Annotated in this window: 9 protein-coding genes; all 9 read left to right on the top strand. The window is 64.9% G+C overall.

The window, feature by feature from the left end; genetic code table 11:
- Nucleotides 1–53 precede the first annotated feature (53 nt).
- Nucleotides 54–2354: a glycosyltransferase family 2 protein gene (locus tag BLS50_RS04825; RefSeq protein WP_249191768.1), complete on the top strand. Its 2301-nt coding sequence runs from the start codon at nt 54–56 to the stop codon at nt 2352–2354.
- Between the two features lie 126 nt (nt 2355–2480).
- A complete protein-coding gene (locus BLS50_RS04820; RefSeq protein ID WP_074801137.1) occupies nt 2481–3437 on the top strand; it encodes a phytanoyl-CoA dioxygenase family protein in 957 nt (318 codons plus the stop codon).
- A 373-nt stretch (nt 3438–3810) separates the two neighbouring features.
- Entirely contained in the window at nt 3811–5016 is a 1206-nt protein-coding gene (locus BLS50_RS04815; protein ID WP_074801134.1) for a capsule biosynthesis protein, read from the top strand.
- Complete coding sequence (locus BLS50_RS04810; protein WP_074801130.1) at nt 5009–5800, top strand: SDR family NAD(P)-dependent oxidoreductase; 792 nt, start codon at nt 5009–5011, stop codon at nt 5798–5800. Before BLS50_RS04815 ends, BLS50_RS04810 begins: the two co-directional genes overlap by 8 nt.
- Nucleotides 5797–7326, top strand: a complete 1530-nt coding sequence (locus BLS50_RS04805) for an LTA synthase family protein (protein WP_074801128.1) — start codon at nt 5797–5799, stop codon at nt 7324–7326. The genes BLS50_RS04810 and BLS50_RS04805 overlap by 4 nt, the downstream gene beginning before the upstream one ends.
- A 3-nt stretch (nt 7327–7329) precedes the next feature.
- Nucleotides 7330–14967, top strand: coding sequence for a type I polyketide synthase (locus BLS50_RS04800; RefSeq protein WP_074801126.1), 7638 nt, complete (start codon nt 7330–7332; stop codon nt 14965–14967).
- On the top strand, nt 14964–15881 hold the full coding sequence (locus BLS50_RS04795) for a UDP-3-O-acyl N-acetylglycosamine deacetylase (RefSeq protein ID WP_074801122.1): 918 nt from the start codon (nt 14964–14966) through the stop codon (nt 15879–15881). The genes BLS50_RS04800 and BLS50_RS04795 overlap by 4 nt, the downstream gene beginning before the upstream one ends.
- A 64-nt stretch (nt 15882–15945) precedes the next feature.
- A complete protein-coding gene (locus tag BLS50_RS04790) occupies nt 15946–17274 on the top strand; it encodes an aminotransferase class I/II-fold pyridoxal phosphate-dependent enzyme (RefSeq protein ID WP_074801119.1) in 1329 nt (442 codons plus the stop codon).
- Nucleotides 17271–17951, top strand: a complete 681-nt coding sequence (locus BLS50_RS04785) for a GNAT family N-acetyltransferase (RefSeq protein ID WP_074801117.1) — start codon at nt 17271–17273, stop codon at nt 17949–17951. Before BLS50_RS04790 ends, BLS50_RS04785 begins: the two co-directional genes overlap by 4 nt.
- Nucleotides 17952–18040: the final 89 nt, after the last annotated feature.

The following is an 18040-nucleotide window of genomic DNA, read 5'->3' as shown; positions in this document are numbered from 1 at the left end:
TTCGGACGGAGGGGCCGACTTTTTGCCGGTAGCGTCATCCATTTTCGGTCAATATGAAAGATTTTCTCCTGTCGGTAGTTCGTCGCACCGTTCGATTCAAGGTCAATCCGGCCCGGGATCTGACCGGGTCCGATGCGACCTCTTGCGACTGGATGTCGACAGGCGAGCGTCCGGCCTTCGACCTGGAGCCTGAGAGCGGGGGCGATGTCGTTCCGAAGGGCTGGGTGTATATCGAATCCCGGATGATCCGGCGGGGCGCCCATCTGGTGGCCCGGCTCCACGTGGATACTGGAGCGGGCTTTTCCGATGTGGAGTCCTTTGTCATTCCCGCGACCCGACTCGGACATGTCAAACATATTGTTAGGATTCCGCCCGAGGCGCGCCGTTTGCGTTTGTCACCCATGCATGGTGAAGGCAGCGTCCGGGTAGAGTTTCTCCGAATCACACAAATAACACGTGTGGAGAAAGTCGTCAGAATGGCCGAGTGGGTAATCGGCGATTTGATAAAGTTCAGAAAAACAAATCAGGCGAGAAAATACAACCTTACCTGGACTCGGCTACTGACGGATTTGAGCGGTGCATACGCGGATTGCGCAAAATTGCGATTCCATTCCGTCTCGATGGATTACGAAACGTATGTAAGAAAATTTGACACCCTGCATCAATCCGACATAGCCGAGATCAAGCAACACATCGCTTCTTTCGCGAAGATGCCACTGATTTCGGTTCTGATGCCCGTGTGTCGAATATCGATCGATGGCTTGAAACCTACGATCGAATCTGTTCTCGGGCAGGTTTATGAAAATTGGGAATTATGCGTGGTTGTCGATGAGATGCATGACCCGGAAGTGATTTCGTATTTGAAACTCGTCTCGGAAAAAGATGGTCGTATAAAGCTTGCTTTCCGGGATGCGGGCGGACAGATATCGATTGCGGCGAATGACGCCCTCGAAATGGCGGCGGGGGAGTTCGCCATGATTATTGCCCCAAATGATGTTGTCTCGCCTCATGCACTTTATTTCGTTGCTTTGAAGGAGAACGAAACTGGTGGCCTGAATATAATATATTCAGACAAGGATGAAATCGATTGGAGAGGGATTCGAAGCAATGAATGCTTCAAGAGTTCGTGGAATCCTGATTTGTTTTTGTCCCATGACTTGATTTCGTATCTGGCTGCGTATAGAACATCCATCCTGCGCAAGATCGGTGGATTTCGCGTCGAGTTCGAGGGTGCGCAGGACTACGATCTCGCACTCCGCTGCGTGAAAGTGAGCGGGGCGTCGCAGATTTGTCATATCCCGCGCGTGCTCTATCATACCCGGCGAGGAAAGGGGCCCGGCTGCGCCGCTCCAGATCCGGATGATAGCGTCGGCCAAGCCGGACACAGGGCGCTTTCGGATTACTTCAAGGATCAGCCTGGGGTGAGCGTTTCCCGTGGGCATCTGGCCGGAACCTATCGAGTGCAGTATCCGCTGCCCATCCCCGCGCCACGCGTCACCGTCATCATACCGACTCGGGATGGCGGTCCCTTATTGAAGAAATGCATCCACAGCCTGCTTCATGGAACCTCCTATGAAAACCTGGAGGTCATCGTCGTCGATAACCAAAGCGAAAGCCAGGAGACGGTCGATTATCTGCAATCCTTGTCGGCACAAGGCGGCGTGACGGTGTTGAAGTATGATTTTCCTTTCAACTACTCGTCAATAAACAATTTTGCTGTTAAATATGCGTCAGGTGACATTCTTTGTTTTTTGAATGACGATGTGGAAGCAAGTGAGCCGAATTGGTTGAAAGAGATGGTTTCGCACGCGTGGCGTCCGGAGATCGGTGCCGTAGGCGCGAAGCTGCTCTATGCGGACGGATTCATCCAGCATGCAGGTGTGGTGATCGGGATTGGCGGTTTCGCCGGTCATGCGCACAAGTTGTACCCGTCGACGCACCCTGGCTATGCCGGACGAGCAATGCTGACGCAAAATTTCTCGGCAGTCACGGGAGCATGCCTGGTCATGCGTCGTGATGTGTTTCAAGCCGTCGGCGGATTCGATGAGGAAAATCTTCCGGTGGCATTTAATGATGTCGATCTGTGCCTTCGGGTGAGGGAAGCCGGCTATCGAATATTGTGGACGCCTTACGCAGTCCTGTACCACTACGAATCCTATAGCAGGGGTGACGATCAGATGTCGTCCGAGAAGCGTGCCAGATTTAATGGGGAGAAGAGTTTCATGCTTTCCAGGTGGCACACCGATCAATTAGATGACCCGTACTATAATGAAAATTTGACCCTCGATCGAGAGGATTTTACTATTGCGAATTTCCCGAGGATATATGATCCTTGGCGAGTTAAGGTGGAGTGAATCGGTTGTCGTGTTTTTGAAATTTTCCTGGAGGCGGGCAGGATTTCATGAAGGATGAAATATTCGCCGTTATCTGATCTCTCTGACGTGTCCCGGAGAGAATAATGTAGTGCAGAAGGAATATTCATGGATATAAAAAAGCGGCTGCTTCCCGGCATTCCATTGATCGAGTCTCCACTGTTCGACGCTGAGGTCGCGCAGGCGGAGTTGACGCCCGGCGAGCACGAGATTGCGGTTGCGTTGAATCGCAATGGCTATGCGGTGATCGATTTTCCCGATACTGAACTCGATGCGCGGATTACACGTATTCGCGAACGCCTTACCGCACAGTTTGTGGAAACGGGATTGAGCAGCGATGGCGTGGTCCACGGTGCCGGCCGTATCCAGGACGCGTGGATAAAGGACCCGGACGTCAAGGCGATTGCCACCAATCGTCAAATGCTGGATTTGCTCGAACGCTTGTATGGTCGGGCGGCATTTCCATTCCAGACGCTCAATTTCCGGGTTGGCACGCAGCAGCCGCTGCACACCGATGCGGTGCATTTCTCGTCGATCCCGCAGCGCTTCATGTGTGGGGTGTGGGTCGCTCTCGAAGACATCTCGTCCGAATCAGGGCCGCTTCAGCTGGTCCCTGGATCGCACAACTGGCCGATGATCGACAATGCAACGGCCGGTCGACGCGGCTTTGGGGTATCCAGCGAATCAGCGCAATTGCCGTATCAGGAAATCTGGGATGCCATGGTGGCGGCAAAGGGTGCCAGTATCAAGACATTCGAAGCCCGTAAGGGGCAGGCGCTGATCTGGTGTGCCAATCTGCTGCACGGCGGGAGTCCGCAAATCGATCCGGCAATGTCTCGCTGGTCGCAGGTGACGCATTATTTTTTCGATGATTGTGTCTACTATACGCCCGCGTTTTCCGATGAATACCTGGGCCGTCTGCAACTTCGCAATCTGGTCAACATCGTCGACGGCACACCCAAACCCAATTCCTATCTGGGTGAGGCGGTCACTCAGTCGCCGACGGGCATGCGGCGCAAGTCGCGAACCCTGACGGGACTACTGCGCCAGTGGATGCAGGGTTGATGTGTGCCGGACGCGGAAGGCCGGGCGACGCATTTGCAATGCGGCGGGGCAGCGACGGAGCGGGTGGCATGCCGATGTGGAAGGCCAGTCGGTACGAATGCCGGCCTGTTGTCGAACAGGTCCGTCCGCAAATATGTGACGCTCGTGCGAAATCCGATTTGGCGAGAGGCATATGTCGTTTTTTTGACGATCCCGCATATTTCTCATTTGGATTGCAATGAGGTATCCTCCCTACCTTCGGCGTTCATTGTCGCCTCATTCTGCCATTGAGGCTGACACGAGAGATTACGGGGATTGCGTACATTACATGTGCCTTTCCAGATCATTGCGCTCGTGCTTAGCGTCTCTTCGGTCCTCCATTCAATATACTTAGATGCCGCGCTCGTTTCTCGTGCTGCAAGGCACCGCCTCGCTTTTTTTCTATCAACTCTCGCGCGCGCTCCGGGACAAAGGGTATGCCGTCCATCGAGTAAATTTTTGCGGTGGCGATTTATTGTATGGCGGGGCGGGGGCCGTTCTGAATTATAGCGGCGGGGTTGAGAATTTGCCGCAATGGTACGACGATATCGTACGGCGGGAAGGAATCACCGATGTCGTGATGTTCGGCGACTGTCGCGACATACATCGCGAGATGCTGACCGTCTCGGCGACGCATGGCCTGCGTGTCCACGTATTCGAAGAAGGCTACGTCCGCCCGCACTGGATCACGCTGGAGCGCCACGGCGTCAATGGGCGCTCGTTGCTGCCGCGTGACCGTGCATGGTACCTACAGCAACGCAGCGTGACGCCGCCCGCCAAGCAGTGGCAACCCACGGGCTACAACCTGTACGAGCGCGCCTTTCACGACATCACGTATCGCTTTGCGAACACGATATGTTGGCCTAGGTTTCCGAAGTATCGCAGTCACCGACCGAAGAACGGATTTTTCGAATATTCGGGGCTCGCCGTCCGGATGCTCCTGCAGAGCAAGCATCGACGCGAAGCAGAGGCGGTCACGCGCGAATTGCTCGATAGCGGCCGGACGTACTACCTGTTTCCGCTGCAATTGAATTCCGATGCACAAATCGTCGTGCATTCGTCTTTCGATGGAATTCGCGCTGCGATCCGCCACGTCGTGGAATCATTCGCGCGGCATGCACCGCAAGATGCGTTGCTGGTCATCAAGAATCACCCCCTGGATACGGGGCTGATCGAGTATCGCAATTTTTCGCTTAAAATTGCGCGTGCCGCAGGGATGGAGAATCGGATTCGTTTCATCGATGCCGGTCATCTTCCGACGTTGCTCGAGCACGCACGCGGGGTCGTGGTGATCAACAGCACGGTTGGCCTGTCTGCGCTGCATCACCAGCGGCCGCTGGTTGCGCTCGGCTCCGCTATCTACAATTTCGGCGGCCTGACCTGGCAGGGAGCGCTCGATGACTTTTGGCTTGGAGGCGTGCCGCCGGATATGGATCTCTATCACGCCTTCCTCGACTACGTGATGCATCACACACAGATCAACGGCGATTTCTACACCCGGACAGGCATCACGATGGCCATTGCCGGCGCGGTTGCCCGGCTAGAGCGTGCGGATGACTAAGGCGCCAGTTCGGCACGTCGTTGTTACCGGCGCGAGCGCGGGCATCGGTCGAGCTTTGGCGCTCGCCTATGCGCAACCCGACACGGTGCTCGGCATCATCGGCCGGAATGAAACGCAGCTCGAATCGACGGCGGCGGCGTGCCGGGCGCGCGGTGCAAAAGTGATCGTCGGCATCGTCGACGTACGAGAGCCGGAGCCGATTCGCGCATGGCTGCATCGTTTCGACGATCAGCATCCGATCGACCTGCTCATTGCCAACGCTGGCGTCGCGAGCACGCTGTCCTCCGCATCCGACTGGGAGGACCTCGACCGCATCACTACCGTTGTCGATACGAATTTCTACGGCGCGATGCACACGGTTCTCCCGGTTGTGGAGCGCATGCGTACCCGCAAGCATGGCCGCATTGCAGCGGTCAGTTCCCTCGCCGCGCTTCGAGGTATGGCCATCTCGCCCGCGTACTGCGCGAGCAAATCGGCGATCAAGGCCTACGCCGATTCTGTCCGCCCACTGCTGAAACGCGACGGGATCGGTGTCTCGGTCATTCTTCCCGGCTTCGTCAAGACGTCGATGAGCGACGTTTTTCCTGGCGACAAGCCATTCATGTGGACTGCCGATCAGGCCGCCGCATACATTCGCAGGAAGCTCGATGCCGGGCGCGCGGAAATCGCATTCCCGGGCCTGCTCGCGTTCGGCATGCGTATCCTCACCGTCCTGCCCATCACATTGGCCGATGCGATTCTCGACAAGCTTTCGTATCTGCCCGGCAAGGAAGACGTAAATTGACGGGCGCGATCTGGCTCGCGTTTGCCGTTGCGGCTGGCGTGTCTTTTCTGCCGGACCTGATCGCGGTTCCGCGTGCTTCGTTGCGGCGCGGCGCGGGCGCGTTGCTCGTGCACGTGCTTGCCGTCGTGTTCCTTGCGTCACTGATGTTGCTTGTTACCGCACGTCCGATCTTCTCGTCGTCCGTCGCGGTGGCTTTGGTCGGGCTTGTCGCAGTCGTCAGCAACGCCAAATATGAGTCCTTGCGCGAACCGTTCGTTTTTACCGATCTCAGCCTCTTCAGTCAGTTGTTCTCGCACCCGCGGCTCTATCTGCCGTTCCTGAGCGCCGGTAAGGTCGCGGCGATCGGCGCCGGAATCGTATTGGTCGTCGCCGGCTATCTTGCCGAGGCGCCCGTCACGCCGCGTCCGGTGTTGGCGCTGGCGGCCGTTGTTGCCTTCACATTCTTACTGGCGCGATACATTGCAGGTCGCCTGCCGTTGGCGCTCGACGCCGAGGAAGATCAGCGGCGTCACGGGTTTTTCGCGGTTTTCATTGCATACTTGCTGAACGGCATGCGTCCCGCGACGTTCAAGGCGTTCCGGCGCGTGGTCGAGACGGGGCCGTTCGTTGCCGGTACGTCGGTGCAACGCCCCGACGTCGTCGTGATCCAGAGCGAATCGCTGTTCGACGTACGACGCATTTCATCGGCAATTGCGCCAACCTTGCTTTCCCATTTCGATCGCGCGAGACGCGAAGCAGTCTGCTACGGCGAGCTTTCGGTACCGGCATGGGGCGCAAACACGATGCGCACGGAATTCTCGGTGCTGACCGGCCTGTCGTTTGAGCGCCTCGGCTACGCGCGTTTTTATCCGTATGCGTTTGTGCGCCGCGCGTGCGCGTCGATCGCGAGTTGGTTCGGCCGCGATGGTTACGAAACGCTGGCGCTGCATCCGTATTACGCCGATTTCTTTGGTCGCAATCGTGTCTTTCCGTTGCTCGGATTCAACACATTTCTCGATATCGAATACTTTGCCGACGCGCCGCGTGCCGGCCCGTATATTTCCGATGCCGCAGTGCTGGACGCAGTGATCGCCGCACTGGAAAACGAACGCAAGAACCCGCGCTTCATCTTCGCGATGACAATGGAAAACCACGGCCCGCTGCACCTCGAACAGGTTTTGCCTGGAGAATCGTCTTCGCGGCATACTCTTGGCGAAGACCCGTCCTGGCGCGACCTGACAGCCTACCTGCGGCACATTGAAAATGCAGACGCAATGATTGGCCGCCTGCTCGACCATTTGCGCACCAGCGATCGTGAAACAGTCGTTTGTTTTTACGGCGATCACGTTCCCGCTCTGCCTCACGTATTCGATAAGCTGGGTGTTTCCCCGCAAACCAGCGACTACTTCATTTGGCGAAATTACGGCACGGACACGCCCGAATGCCGGAATTTGGCTGCCGAAGAGCTTGGGTCGGTACTTTTGCATGTGGTACAAGATGACGGACATCGCGCGGAACAACCGCACGCATCCGAGAAAGCGACATAAAAGATGAACAGTAAGATTGCAATAATTGGGGTGGCTTGTCGGTTTCCCGGGAGCGCGAACAATCTTGGCGACTTCTGGCAACTGCTGCGCGACGAACGCGACGCGGTGACCGAAATCCCCGCCGACCGCTTCGGTACCGATTTCTACCAGCACCCGTCCAAACGCGAAACGGGCAAGAGCTACACGTTCGCGGCCGGCGTGCTCGACAACGTCGCCGGCTTCGACGCCGCGTTCTTCGGCATTTCGCCGCGCGAAGCGGCCCAGATGGACCCTCAGCAACGCCTGCTGCTCGAACTCGCGTGGGAAGCGTTCGAGGATGCCGGCGTGCGCCCGGCCGACATGCGCGGCAGCAACTGCGGCGTCTTCGTCGGCGCGGCCAGCATGGATTACGGCAACCGCAACATGGACGATCTGAACGTGATCGATCCGTATTCGGCGACCGGCAATACGCTGAGCATCGCGTCGAACCGCGTGTCCTACCTGTTCGATCTGCACGGCCCGAGCATGACGGTCGACACCGCGTGTTCGTCGTCGCTCGTCGCACTCCATCAGGCCGTCAAGGCACTGCAGTCCGGCGAGGCCGACGTGGCGCTCGCGGGCGGCGTCAATCTGCTGCTGCACCCGTTCGGCTTCGTCAGCTTCTCGAAGGCGTCGATGCTGTCGCCGCGCGGCCGTTGCCGTGCATTCGACGCGACCGGCGACGGCTACGTGCGCTCGGAAGGCGGCGCGTTCGTGCTGCTCAAGCCGCTCGATCGCGCGCTGGCCGACGGCGACACGATCCACGCCGTGATCGCCGGCTCCGGCGTGAACTCGGTCGGCCACTCGCCGGGCGGGATCAGCGTGCCGGGCGCGGCCGCGCAGGCTTCGCTGCTGCGCAGCGTGTATGCGCGCGCCGGTATCGATCCGCGCTCGCTCGCCTATCTCGAGGCGCACGGCACCGGTACGGCGGTCGGCGATCCGATTGAGGCGCGTGCGCTGATCGACGTCGTGTCGGGCGAGCGCCCGGCCGATCGTCCGCTGCTGATCGGTTCGGTGAAGACCAACATCGGCCACCTCGAAACGGCCTCCGGCATGGCCGGCCTGCTGAAGGCCGTGCTGTGCCTGAAGCATCGCGCGGTGCCGCGCTCGCTGCACTTCGTCACGCCCAATCCCGGGATCGATTTCGACGGCGGGCGTTTGCGCGTCGTCGATCGCTACATGCCGCTCGACGCGGGCGACGCGCCGCTGACGGTCGGCGTCAACTCGTTCGGCTTCGGCGGAACGAACGCCCACGTCGTGCTGACCGAGGCGCCGGTCGCACACGACGTGTCGACGGCAGCGCCCGAGCCGACTCGAGCGCAACCGTCCCCGCTCGCGCTGACCGCGCGTAGTGCGAATGCGCTCGCGGCACTCGCGGGCCGCTATCTGGCCATGCTCGACGACGGCGGCGACTGGCAGGCGCTTGCCGCGGCCGCCGCTCGTCGGCGCCAGTGGCTCGAACATCGCGCGATCGTCGCGCCGGCCGACGTGGCCGAAGGCCGTGCGGCGCTTGCGGCACTGGCCCAGCCGGTACAGGAAGGGCTGCCGGCCTGCGTGGCGACCGGTCAGGCGCCCGCCGACGCATTGCGTACCGCGCTCGTGTTCTCGGGCAACGGTTGCCAGTGGGTCGGGATGGGCAACGAACTCTATGCGGAGAACGCGGTTTTCCGTGCGGCGCTCGACGAAGTCGACGCGCTGTGGTGTGCGGACGGCAGCCCGTCGCTCGTCGACGTGATGCGCGGCGGCCCGGGCGCGGAATGGCTGGCCGGCGCGGGCGCCGAATGGCTCGCCGCGACGGAGAACGCGCAGCCGCTGCTGTTCGCGATCCAGGTCGGCATGATCCGGGTGATCGACGCGCGCGGCATGCGCTACGACGCGGCGATCGGCCACAGCGTCGGCGAAATCGCCGCGGCGTGGGTGACGGGCGCGCTGTCGCTCGCCGACGCGGTGCGCGTGATCAAGATCCGCAGCCGCGCCCAGGCGATGACGCGCGGCAGCGGCCGGATGGCGGCCGTCGGCATCGGCGAGTCGGCGGCGCGCGAGTTGATCGCGCGCCATGGGCTTGCGCGCCGGGTCGAGGTGGCCGGCATCAACAGCCCCGATGCAGTGACGCTCGCCGGCGAGTTGCAGGGCTTGCAGGCGCTGGAGGCGGCGCTGCGCGGCAGCGGCAAGTTCTTCCAGATGCTCGATCTCGACTATGCGTTCCACAGCAGCCACATGGACCGCATCGAGCCGGTCGTGCTGGCCGAACTGGCCAACCTGCGGCCCCAGCCGGGCAACGGCAGGTTCGTGTCGACGGTGACCGGCGGCGCGCTCGCGGGCAACGCACTCGATGCGCGCTACTGGTGGCGCAATATCCGCGAACCGGTGCGCTTCGGCGATGGCATCGCGTATCTGATCGAGCAGGGCGTCCGGCTGTTCATCGAAGTCTCGCCGCATTCGATCCTGCGCACGTACGTGAAGCAGGCGTTGACGGGCGCCGGCGTGACCGGCGCGGTGCTGCCGACGCTCAAGCGCGATCACGGCAGCGCGGCGACGCTGCGGCAAGCGATTCTCGCGGCGATCGCGCACGGCGCGAGCGTCGATCCCGACCGCTTTGCGCCGGGCGCTTCGCGTGCGGCATTGCCGTCGTACCCGTGGCAGCGCGACCGTTTCTGGCTCACGCCGACCGTCGAAGGCTACGGTCTCGTCAATCGGCGCCGCGAGCATCCGCTGCTCGGCTATCGGCTGCACGAACATGCATTCGGCTGGGAAAACCAGCTCGATCCGGCGAAGCTGCCGATGCTGGCCGATCACGTCGTCGACGGCGGCGTGGCGTTCCCGGGGGCCGGCTACGTGGAAATGGCGCTCGCCGCAGCGCGCACCTTCTTCGATACGCCGGATGCGGCGCTCGAAAACGTCGAGATCCGCACGCCGGTCGTGTTCCAGCCGCAGCAGGCGAAGCTGTTCCGGCTCGTGATCGAGCCGCGCACCGCGACGTTTACGATCGAGACGCGCGACCGGATGTCCGACGGCGCATGGACGCTCAACGTGACGGGGCGGATGCTGGAAAGCGGCAACGCGCTCGGCGCCGCGAGCATCGTGCCGGCCGCGACGCTCGAACGCCTGCTCGCGCTGCCGGCCGCCGACGGCGACACGCTGTATGCGAACACGGCAGCCATCGGCCTCCACTACGGGCCGGCGTTCCGCTGGGTCCGCACTGTGCGGGTCGCCGCGGCCGAGGACGCCGCGCTGGCCGACGTCGCCGCGCCGGCCGCGTGCGGCGATGCGCGGGCGCTATCCGCGTATCTGCTGCATCCGGCGCTGATGGACAGCGGGTTTCATCCGCTGTTCGCGCTGCTGGCGGCACAGGCGCGTGATGGCGAGCATCCGGCCTACGTGCCGGTGCAGATCGGCCGGGTCGACTATTTGCGCGGCGACGCGGTCGCCCGCGTGCTCGCACGGGTCGACCGGCGCAGCCCGCATTCGATCGTCGCGCATTTCGAATTCCTCGACGCGCAGGGCGCGATCGTCGCGCGGCTCGGCGGCTGCCGGTTCCGGCGCGTGGATCTCGTCGGCCGCCGGCAGAATCTGCCTTCGCGTTTCGTCTACCGCCTCGAAGAGATGCCGTTGCCGAATGACGTGGAGGCGACCGCTTTGCCGGCACCCGACGCGTTGCTCGCGCAAGCGGTTGCGCGCGTCGACGCCGCGGAGCTCGACGGCCGTCGGACGCAGCATTTGACCGAGATCCTGCCGCTGCTCGACGTGCTGGCCAGCCTGTACGTGCTGCGCGCGTTCGATGCGCTCGGCGTATTCGCCGGTACGTGGCAGCCCGCACCGGAGCGGGCGGCGCTGGCTACACGCCTGGCCGACATGCTCGTCGAGGACGGGCTTGCCGCACGTGACGGCGCGCGTCTCGTCCGCGACGACGCGGCGTGCGCGGCGCTGCCGCCGCTCGACGATCTGTGGCGCGGGCTGCTGGCCGAATCGCCGGGGCACGTGGCCGAGCTGACGCTGCTCGCGCATTGCGGCGCGGCGCTGCCCGACGTGCTGAGCGGCGCAAAGGACGGCGCACGCTGGCTGTCGCCGACCGGGCACAGTCTGGTCGAGCAGTTGCTTGCCGCATCGCCGACCTGGCAGCACGTGCATGCGCTGCTGGCGGCCGGCGTCGAGCAGGCGGTCGGCGCGTGGCAGCCGGCGCGCCGGCTGCGCGTGCTCGAACTGGGCGCGACGGACGGTGACGTGCTGCAAACGCTCGGCATGCATCTCGCCGCCGCGCGCTGCGATCACACGATCGCCGCGACGGCCGGCCAGCTGGCCGGGTTCGATACGGATGCGGAAGCCGCGGTGCGCACGGTCGCGTTACAGCCGGGCGAACGGTTGTCGCTGTCCGCCGACGAAGCCGGGCCGTACGACCTGATCGTCGCGAACCGCGCGCTGAGCGGCCGTCCCGATGCGGCCGATGCGCTGAATGCGATGCGATCGTGGCTGGCGCCGGGCGGCTTGCTGCTGCTGGCAGAGCCGCGTCGCGGCCGCTTCTCCGACATCGTGTTCGGCGCGCAACCTGCGCCGACGGGCGTCGACCTGCCCGCGCCGCTGGCGCCGGCGGATCTCGAGGCGGCGCTGGCGCGCGCGGGCTACGTCGACGTCGTGCGGCATGTCGAGCAGTCGCTCGATCTGGACGGCACGCCGACGTTCGTCATCGCACGCAACCCGGCAAGCGCCGCGGCCGCGCAACGCGGCAGCGACGCGAGCGATCTCGATACGCTCGCCCGCAGCGAACAATGGCTCGTGATGCACGCACCGGACGCGGCCGGCGGTTTCGGCGGGCAACTGGCCGACGCGCTCGCGCACGCGGGCTACCCGGCCGATATCGTCGACCTCGCGCATGCGGGCGATGCCATTGCGTCGTTGCCGGCCGGGCAACCGGCGCATGTCGTGTTCTGCGCGCCGGAAACGCCGCTCGCCGACACGACGACGGGAGACGACCTGATGGCCGCGCTGCGTCACGGCGTGATCGCGCTGGCGGCGCTCGTGCGCGCGCTCGGCGCGCAACCGAACGCACGCACGCGGCTGACCGTCGTCACGCGCGGCGGCGCGCCGTTCGCCGGAGCCGCGCATGCGCATCCGGAACAGGCGACGCTGTGGGGCCTCGGTCGCGTGCTGGCGAACGAGCATCCCGAACTCGCATGCCGTTTGATCGACGTCGATCGCGCGGCGGACGGGATTCCCGATGCGCTGATTCGCGAGCTGACCGGCGCGGCGGTCGAGGAAGAAGTCGTGCTGAGCGCGCACGGGCGGCGGGTACCGCGCATGCTGACGGCCGCACAGGCCGCGGCGCGTAGCGACGGCGCGCTTGCACGCGCGTCGGTGCTGGCGTTCGACGCACCGGGCTCGTTGCGCAATCTCGAATGGTTCGCGCTGCCGGAAAGCGCGCTGGGCGACGACGAGGTGGAAATCGAACCGGTTGCCACCGGCCTGAATTTCCGCGACGTGATGTATGCGATGGGGCTGCTGTCCGATGAAGCGGTGGAGACCGGCTTCGCGGGCGCGACGATCGGCATGGAGCTGTCCGGCCGCGTCGTCCGGGTAGGCAGCGCGGTGACGGCATGCGCAGCGGGCGATGCGGTGCTCGGTTTCGCGCCGGCGTCGTTCGCGACGCGCGTCAGGACACGCGCGCAGGCCATCGCGCAGAAACCCGAGCGCCTGTCGTTCGAGGAAGCGGCGACCGTGCCCACCACGTTCTTCACCGCGTACTACGCGCTCGTCGAACTCGCGCGGCTGCGCCGCGGCGAGCGCGTGCTCGTGCATGGCGGTGCGGGCGGCGTCGGGATCGCCGCGATCCAGCTGGCGCGCCACTTCGGCGCGGAAGTGTTCGCGACCGCCGGCAGCGACGAGAAGCGCGAGTTCGTGCGCCTGCTCGGCGCCGATCACGTGCTCGATTCGCGCAGCCTGGCGTTCGCGGACGAGATTCGCGCGATGACGGGCGGCGAGGGCATCGACATCGTGCTGAATTCGCTCGCCGGCGAGGCGATGGTGCGCAGCATCGATACGCTGCGTCCGTTCGGCCGTTTCCTCGAACTCGGCAAGCGCGATTTCTACGAAAACAGTCATATCGGGCTGCGGCCGTTCCGCAACAACATCAGCTATTTCGGCATCGATGCCGACCAGTTGATGGGCGCGTTGCCGGAGCTGACCGCGCGGCTGTTCGGCGAAGTGATGGCGCTGTTCGCGGCAGGCGTGCTGCATCCGCTGCCGTACCGCGCGTTCCCGGCCGAGCGGGCCGAGGATGCGTTCCGCTACATGCAGCAGGCGCGCCAGATCGGCAAGGTGCTCGTGACCTATCCGTCGGGCACGCCCGCGCCGACGCGCGGCGTCGCGCGGGCAGAAGCGCTCGCGCTCGATCCGCATGGCGCATACCTGGTGGTCGGCGGCACGGGCGGCCTGGGCTTCGCGAGCGCGCGCTGGATGGTCGAGCACGGCGCACGCCGGCTGACGCTGGCGAGCCGTTCCGGCGAACTCGGCGCCGCGGCGCGCGAGGAGGTCGCGCGCTGGCGCGACACGCTCGGCGTCACCGTCGACGTCGTGTCGTGCGATGTGACCGACGCCGCGGCGGTCGACGCGATGATCGCCGCGATCGCCCAGCGCGCCCATCCGCTGAAGGGCGTGCTGCATTCCGCGATGTCGATCGACGACGGCCTCGTGCGCAATCTCGACGATGCGCGGTTGGCCGCGGTGCTCGCGCCGAAGGTCGCCGGCGCGTGGAACCTGCATCGCGCGACGCGCGGGCTGCCGCTCGACCTGTTCGTCGTCTATTCGTCGGCTACCACCTATCTCGGCAATCCGGGGCAATCGAACTACGTCGCGGCCAATACCTTCCTCGAGGCGCTGGTCGAACATCGTCGCGCGGCAGGCTTGCCCGGCACGTTCATGGCCTGGGGGCCGCTCGAGGATGTCGGCTTCCTCGCACGCAACGCCGATACGCGCGAAGCGTTGCAGTCGCGGATCGGCGGTGCGTCGATCACGTCCGACGAGGCGATGGCCGCGCTCGAGCGCGTGCTGGTGGCGGGTGCGGCCGGCGAAGCGGTGGTGCGGCTCGACTGGCATGCGGTGGCACGCGGGATGCCGGCGGCGAAGGCGCGCCGGTATGCGCTGCTGCAATCGCAGACGAAGGGCGGCGATGCGCGCGACGGCGGCACGCAACTGCGTGAAGAAGTGCTCGCCCTGCCGCGCGACGAAGCCGTCGCGCTGGTGGCGCGGACGCTGCAGGCGCAGATCGCGCGGATTCTGCACATGACGCCCGATCGCATCGCGCTCGACAAGTCGGTGCTCGACATGGGCATGGATTCGCTGATGGGGATGGAGCTCGGCCTTGCGGTCGAGGAAGCGTTCGAGGTCAAGCTGTCGGTGATGGCGATCGCCGAAGGCGCGTCGGTGACGACACTGGCCGGCCGCATCGTCGATTCGATCGGCGCGTCGGCCGATGCCGGCTGCGATGTTGCGTCGGCGGCCGATGCCGCGCAGGAGGCCGTCGCGGCACTCGCCGCGAAGCATGCGATCGACGGCGAAGCGCGCGCGATGCTCGATGCGCAGCCGGCGCCGGTTGCCGAGCAGGTATCGCCGTCGCTGGAGGTGGCGCGGTGAGCGCGCCGACCGGCTGGGCGACGCGGCAGGGCACGCTGGCGCGCCCGCTGACGATCGACGGGCACGGCTTGCATACGGGACGCCGGGTCGGCGTGCGGATTCTGCCCGCGCGTCCGGACGACGGCGTGACGGGCATCGTGTTCCGTCGGGTCGAGCACGGGCGCACGCTCGCGACGCTGCCCGTCGACCCCGCGCTGCGCCGCGCGCAGCCGCTCTGCACGATGCTGCGCAATGCCGACGGCATCGGCGTGCGCACGATCGAGCACCTGCTCGCGTCGCTGCTCGCGTGCGAGATCGATCACGCGATCGTCGAGCTCGACGCGGAAGAGGTGCCGATCCTCGACGGCAGCGCCACGCCATGGGTGCACGCGATCCGCGCGTGCGGCCGCGTCGCGCTCGATGCGCCGAAACGCTTCATCCGCGTGCTGCGGCCCATCGTCGTCACGGACGGCGACGGCGACCAGCGGCGCGAGATGCGGATCGAGCCGGCGCCGCGTTACGAACTGAGCGTGCGCAACGATCTGCGCGGCTTCGGCGACATGCACTGGGACGGCGCGCTGACCCCGGCCGCATTCGCGACCGACATCGCGCCGTCGCGCTCGTACGGGCGCGTGAAGTGGGCCGTGCCCGCGATCGTCGCCGGCTATCTTCGTGGTGTGCCGATCCTGCGCGGCGCGCGGCCATCGTGCACCGCGTCGATCGTCGGCAATCGCGTGCTGGGCGGAATGCGGCTGCCCGAGGAATTCGTCCGGCACCGCGTGCTCGACCTGGTCGGCGATCTCGCGCTGGCCGGCGCGCCGCTGCTCGCGCGCGTGAGCGCGCTGCGGCCGAGTCACGAGATGAATTTCCGGCTGGTCGATGCGTTGCTGGCCGCGCCCGATGCGTGGCAGTGGGCCGAGTTTTTCGAGACCTGAAACCACACTTTTTCAAGATACGCGGCGTAACATAGCGTCTTTTCGAGATAGAGCGAAGGACGCAATGGCACTGGGAGAGCATCTTCGCCAGCAACTGGCGGCGAAAGCGCTGAAACGGCAACTGGAGCGCGCGACCGACGCCGCGGCGGCGCCGGGTGTGCCCGGCACGCCGGCTGCGCAGACCGCGTCGGCACGCAGCCGCTTCGAGTCGATGCCGCAGTATCAGCAGGTCCGCATCATGCGCGAGATGGGCGAGAAACTGCGGGTCGAGTCGCCGTTTTTCCGCGTGCACGACGGCGTCGCCGGGGCGACCACGCAGATCGGCGGCCGCGAATACCTGAACTTCGCAAACTACAACTATCTGGGTCTGGCAGGCGATCCGGCGGTGTCCGCGCGCGCGAAAGCCGCGATCGACCGCTATGGCACCTCGGCCTCGGCGAGCCGGATGGTCGCGGGCGAGCGTCCGGTGCAGCGCGCGCTCGAGCGTGCGCTGGCCGCGTTCTACGAGACCGACGACTGCGTCGCGTTCGTGAGCGGCCATGCGACCAACGTGACCGTGATCGGCGCGCTGTTCGGCCCCGGCGATCTGGTGGTCCACGACGCGCTCGCGCACAACAGCATCGTCCAGGGCGCGCAGTTGAGCGGCGCGAAGCGGCTGAGCTTCCCGCACAACGACTGGCAGGCGCTCGACGAGCTGCTGTCGCGCGTGCGCCGCGAGTACCGGCACGTGCTGATCGCGATCGAAGGGCTGTACAGCATGGACGGCGATTTCCCCGACCTGCAGCGCTTCGTCGACGTGAAGACGCGTCACGGGGCATTCCTGCTGGTCGACGAGGCCCATTCGCTCGGCGTGCTCGGCGCGACCGGCAAGGGCATCCGCGAGCATGCCGGCGTCGCGCCCGACCAGGTCGACATGTGGATGGGCACGATGAGCAAGACGCTGGCCGGCTGCGGTGGTTTCATCGCCGGCTGCCAGCCGCTCGTCGACATGCTGCGCCATCTGGCGCCGGGTTTCCTGTACAGCGTCGGGCTCGCACCGACGCTCGCCGAAGCGTCGCTGGCCGCGCTCGAACGTCTGCAGGCCGAGCCGGAGCGCGTCGCGCAGTTGCAGGCGCGCGGGCGGCAGTTCCTGACCGAGGCGCGTGCGGCCAGGCTGAATACCGGCACGAGCGCCGGCTATGCGGTCGTGCCGGTGATCACGGGCAGTTCGCTGAAGGCCGCGCAGTGGGCGAATGCGATGTTCGACGAAGGGATCAACGTGCAGCCGATCTTCTATCCGGCCGTCGAGGAAAAGGCGGCGCGTCTGCGCTTTTTTATCTGTTCGACGCATGAGCCGGAGCAGATCAGCCGGACGGTGGACGTGTTGTCGCGCCTCGCGGGGCGCAGCGCGTGACGCAGGTCGCCGCGGTCGCGCAAGCGGTGGCGCGCGCCGGCGAACCGGTGCGGTGTCGCCCGGCCGGTGTGGATGACGCGGCTGCGTGCGCGCCGCTCGTGTTTGCGTCCGGTGTGGCCGAATTCGGCTTCTTTCTCGGCGAAAGCGACGCGCGCTGCATCGCTTTCCTGCAGCAGGCGTTCCGGTCGCGCCACGGACGCTTCTCGTGGCGCCGGCATCGGGTCGCAGTTGGGGACGATGGTGCGGTGCTCGCGGTGATGGCGATTCACGACGGACAGCGGACGACGTTCGACGACGTGCACGTCGTATGGGCGCTCGCGCGCTTCTTCGGTGTGCGCTGCACGGTTGGCCAGTTGCTGCGCGGGTTGGTCCTGGAAACGGAACTCCCGGCGCCGAAGCGTTCACAGATCCTCGTCGCGCATTGCGCGACGGATGAACGTCAGCGCGGCACCGGCGTTTTCAGCGCGCTGTTTCGCGATGCGCTGGATACCGGCGCGTTGCCGGCCGATGGCGATCGCGATGTCGTGCTCGACGTGCTGACGCGCAACGTGCGCGCGCGGGCGCTGTACGAACGCCTGGGGTTCGTCGCGCTGCCGCGACGGCGCGCGCGTTCGCGCAGGTTGCCGGGTGAGCTTGATTCGATCCGGATGCGGTTCGGGGGCCGCGGCCAACCATGAGAGTGGGCCGGTGTGGCGTAAGGCAGACGGTTCAACCGTCGCTTGCCACAATAGCGCGAGGGTAGTCGAGGCGCGGACGAGCCGGGAGA

Origin of the sequence: Burkholderia orbicola, from assembly GCF_900100915.1 — a bacterium.
Lineage (GTDB): Bacteria > Pseudomonadota > Gammaproteobacteria > Burkholderiales > Burkholderiaceae > Burkholderia > Burkholderia orbicola.
This window is presented reverse-complemented; position numbering and strand designations above follow the sequence as displayed.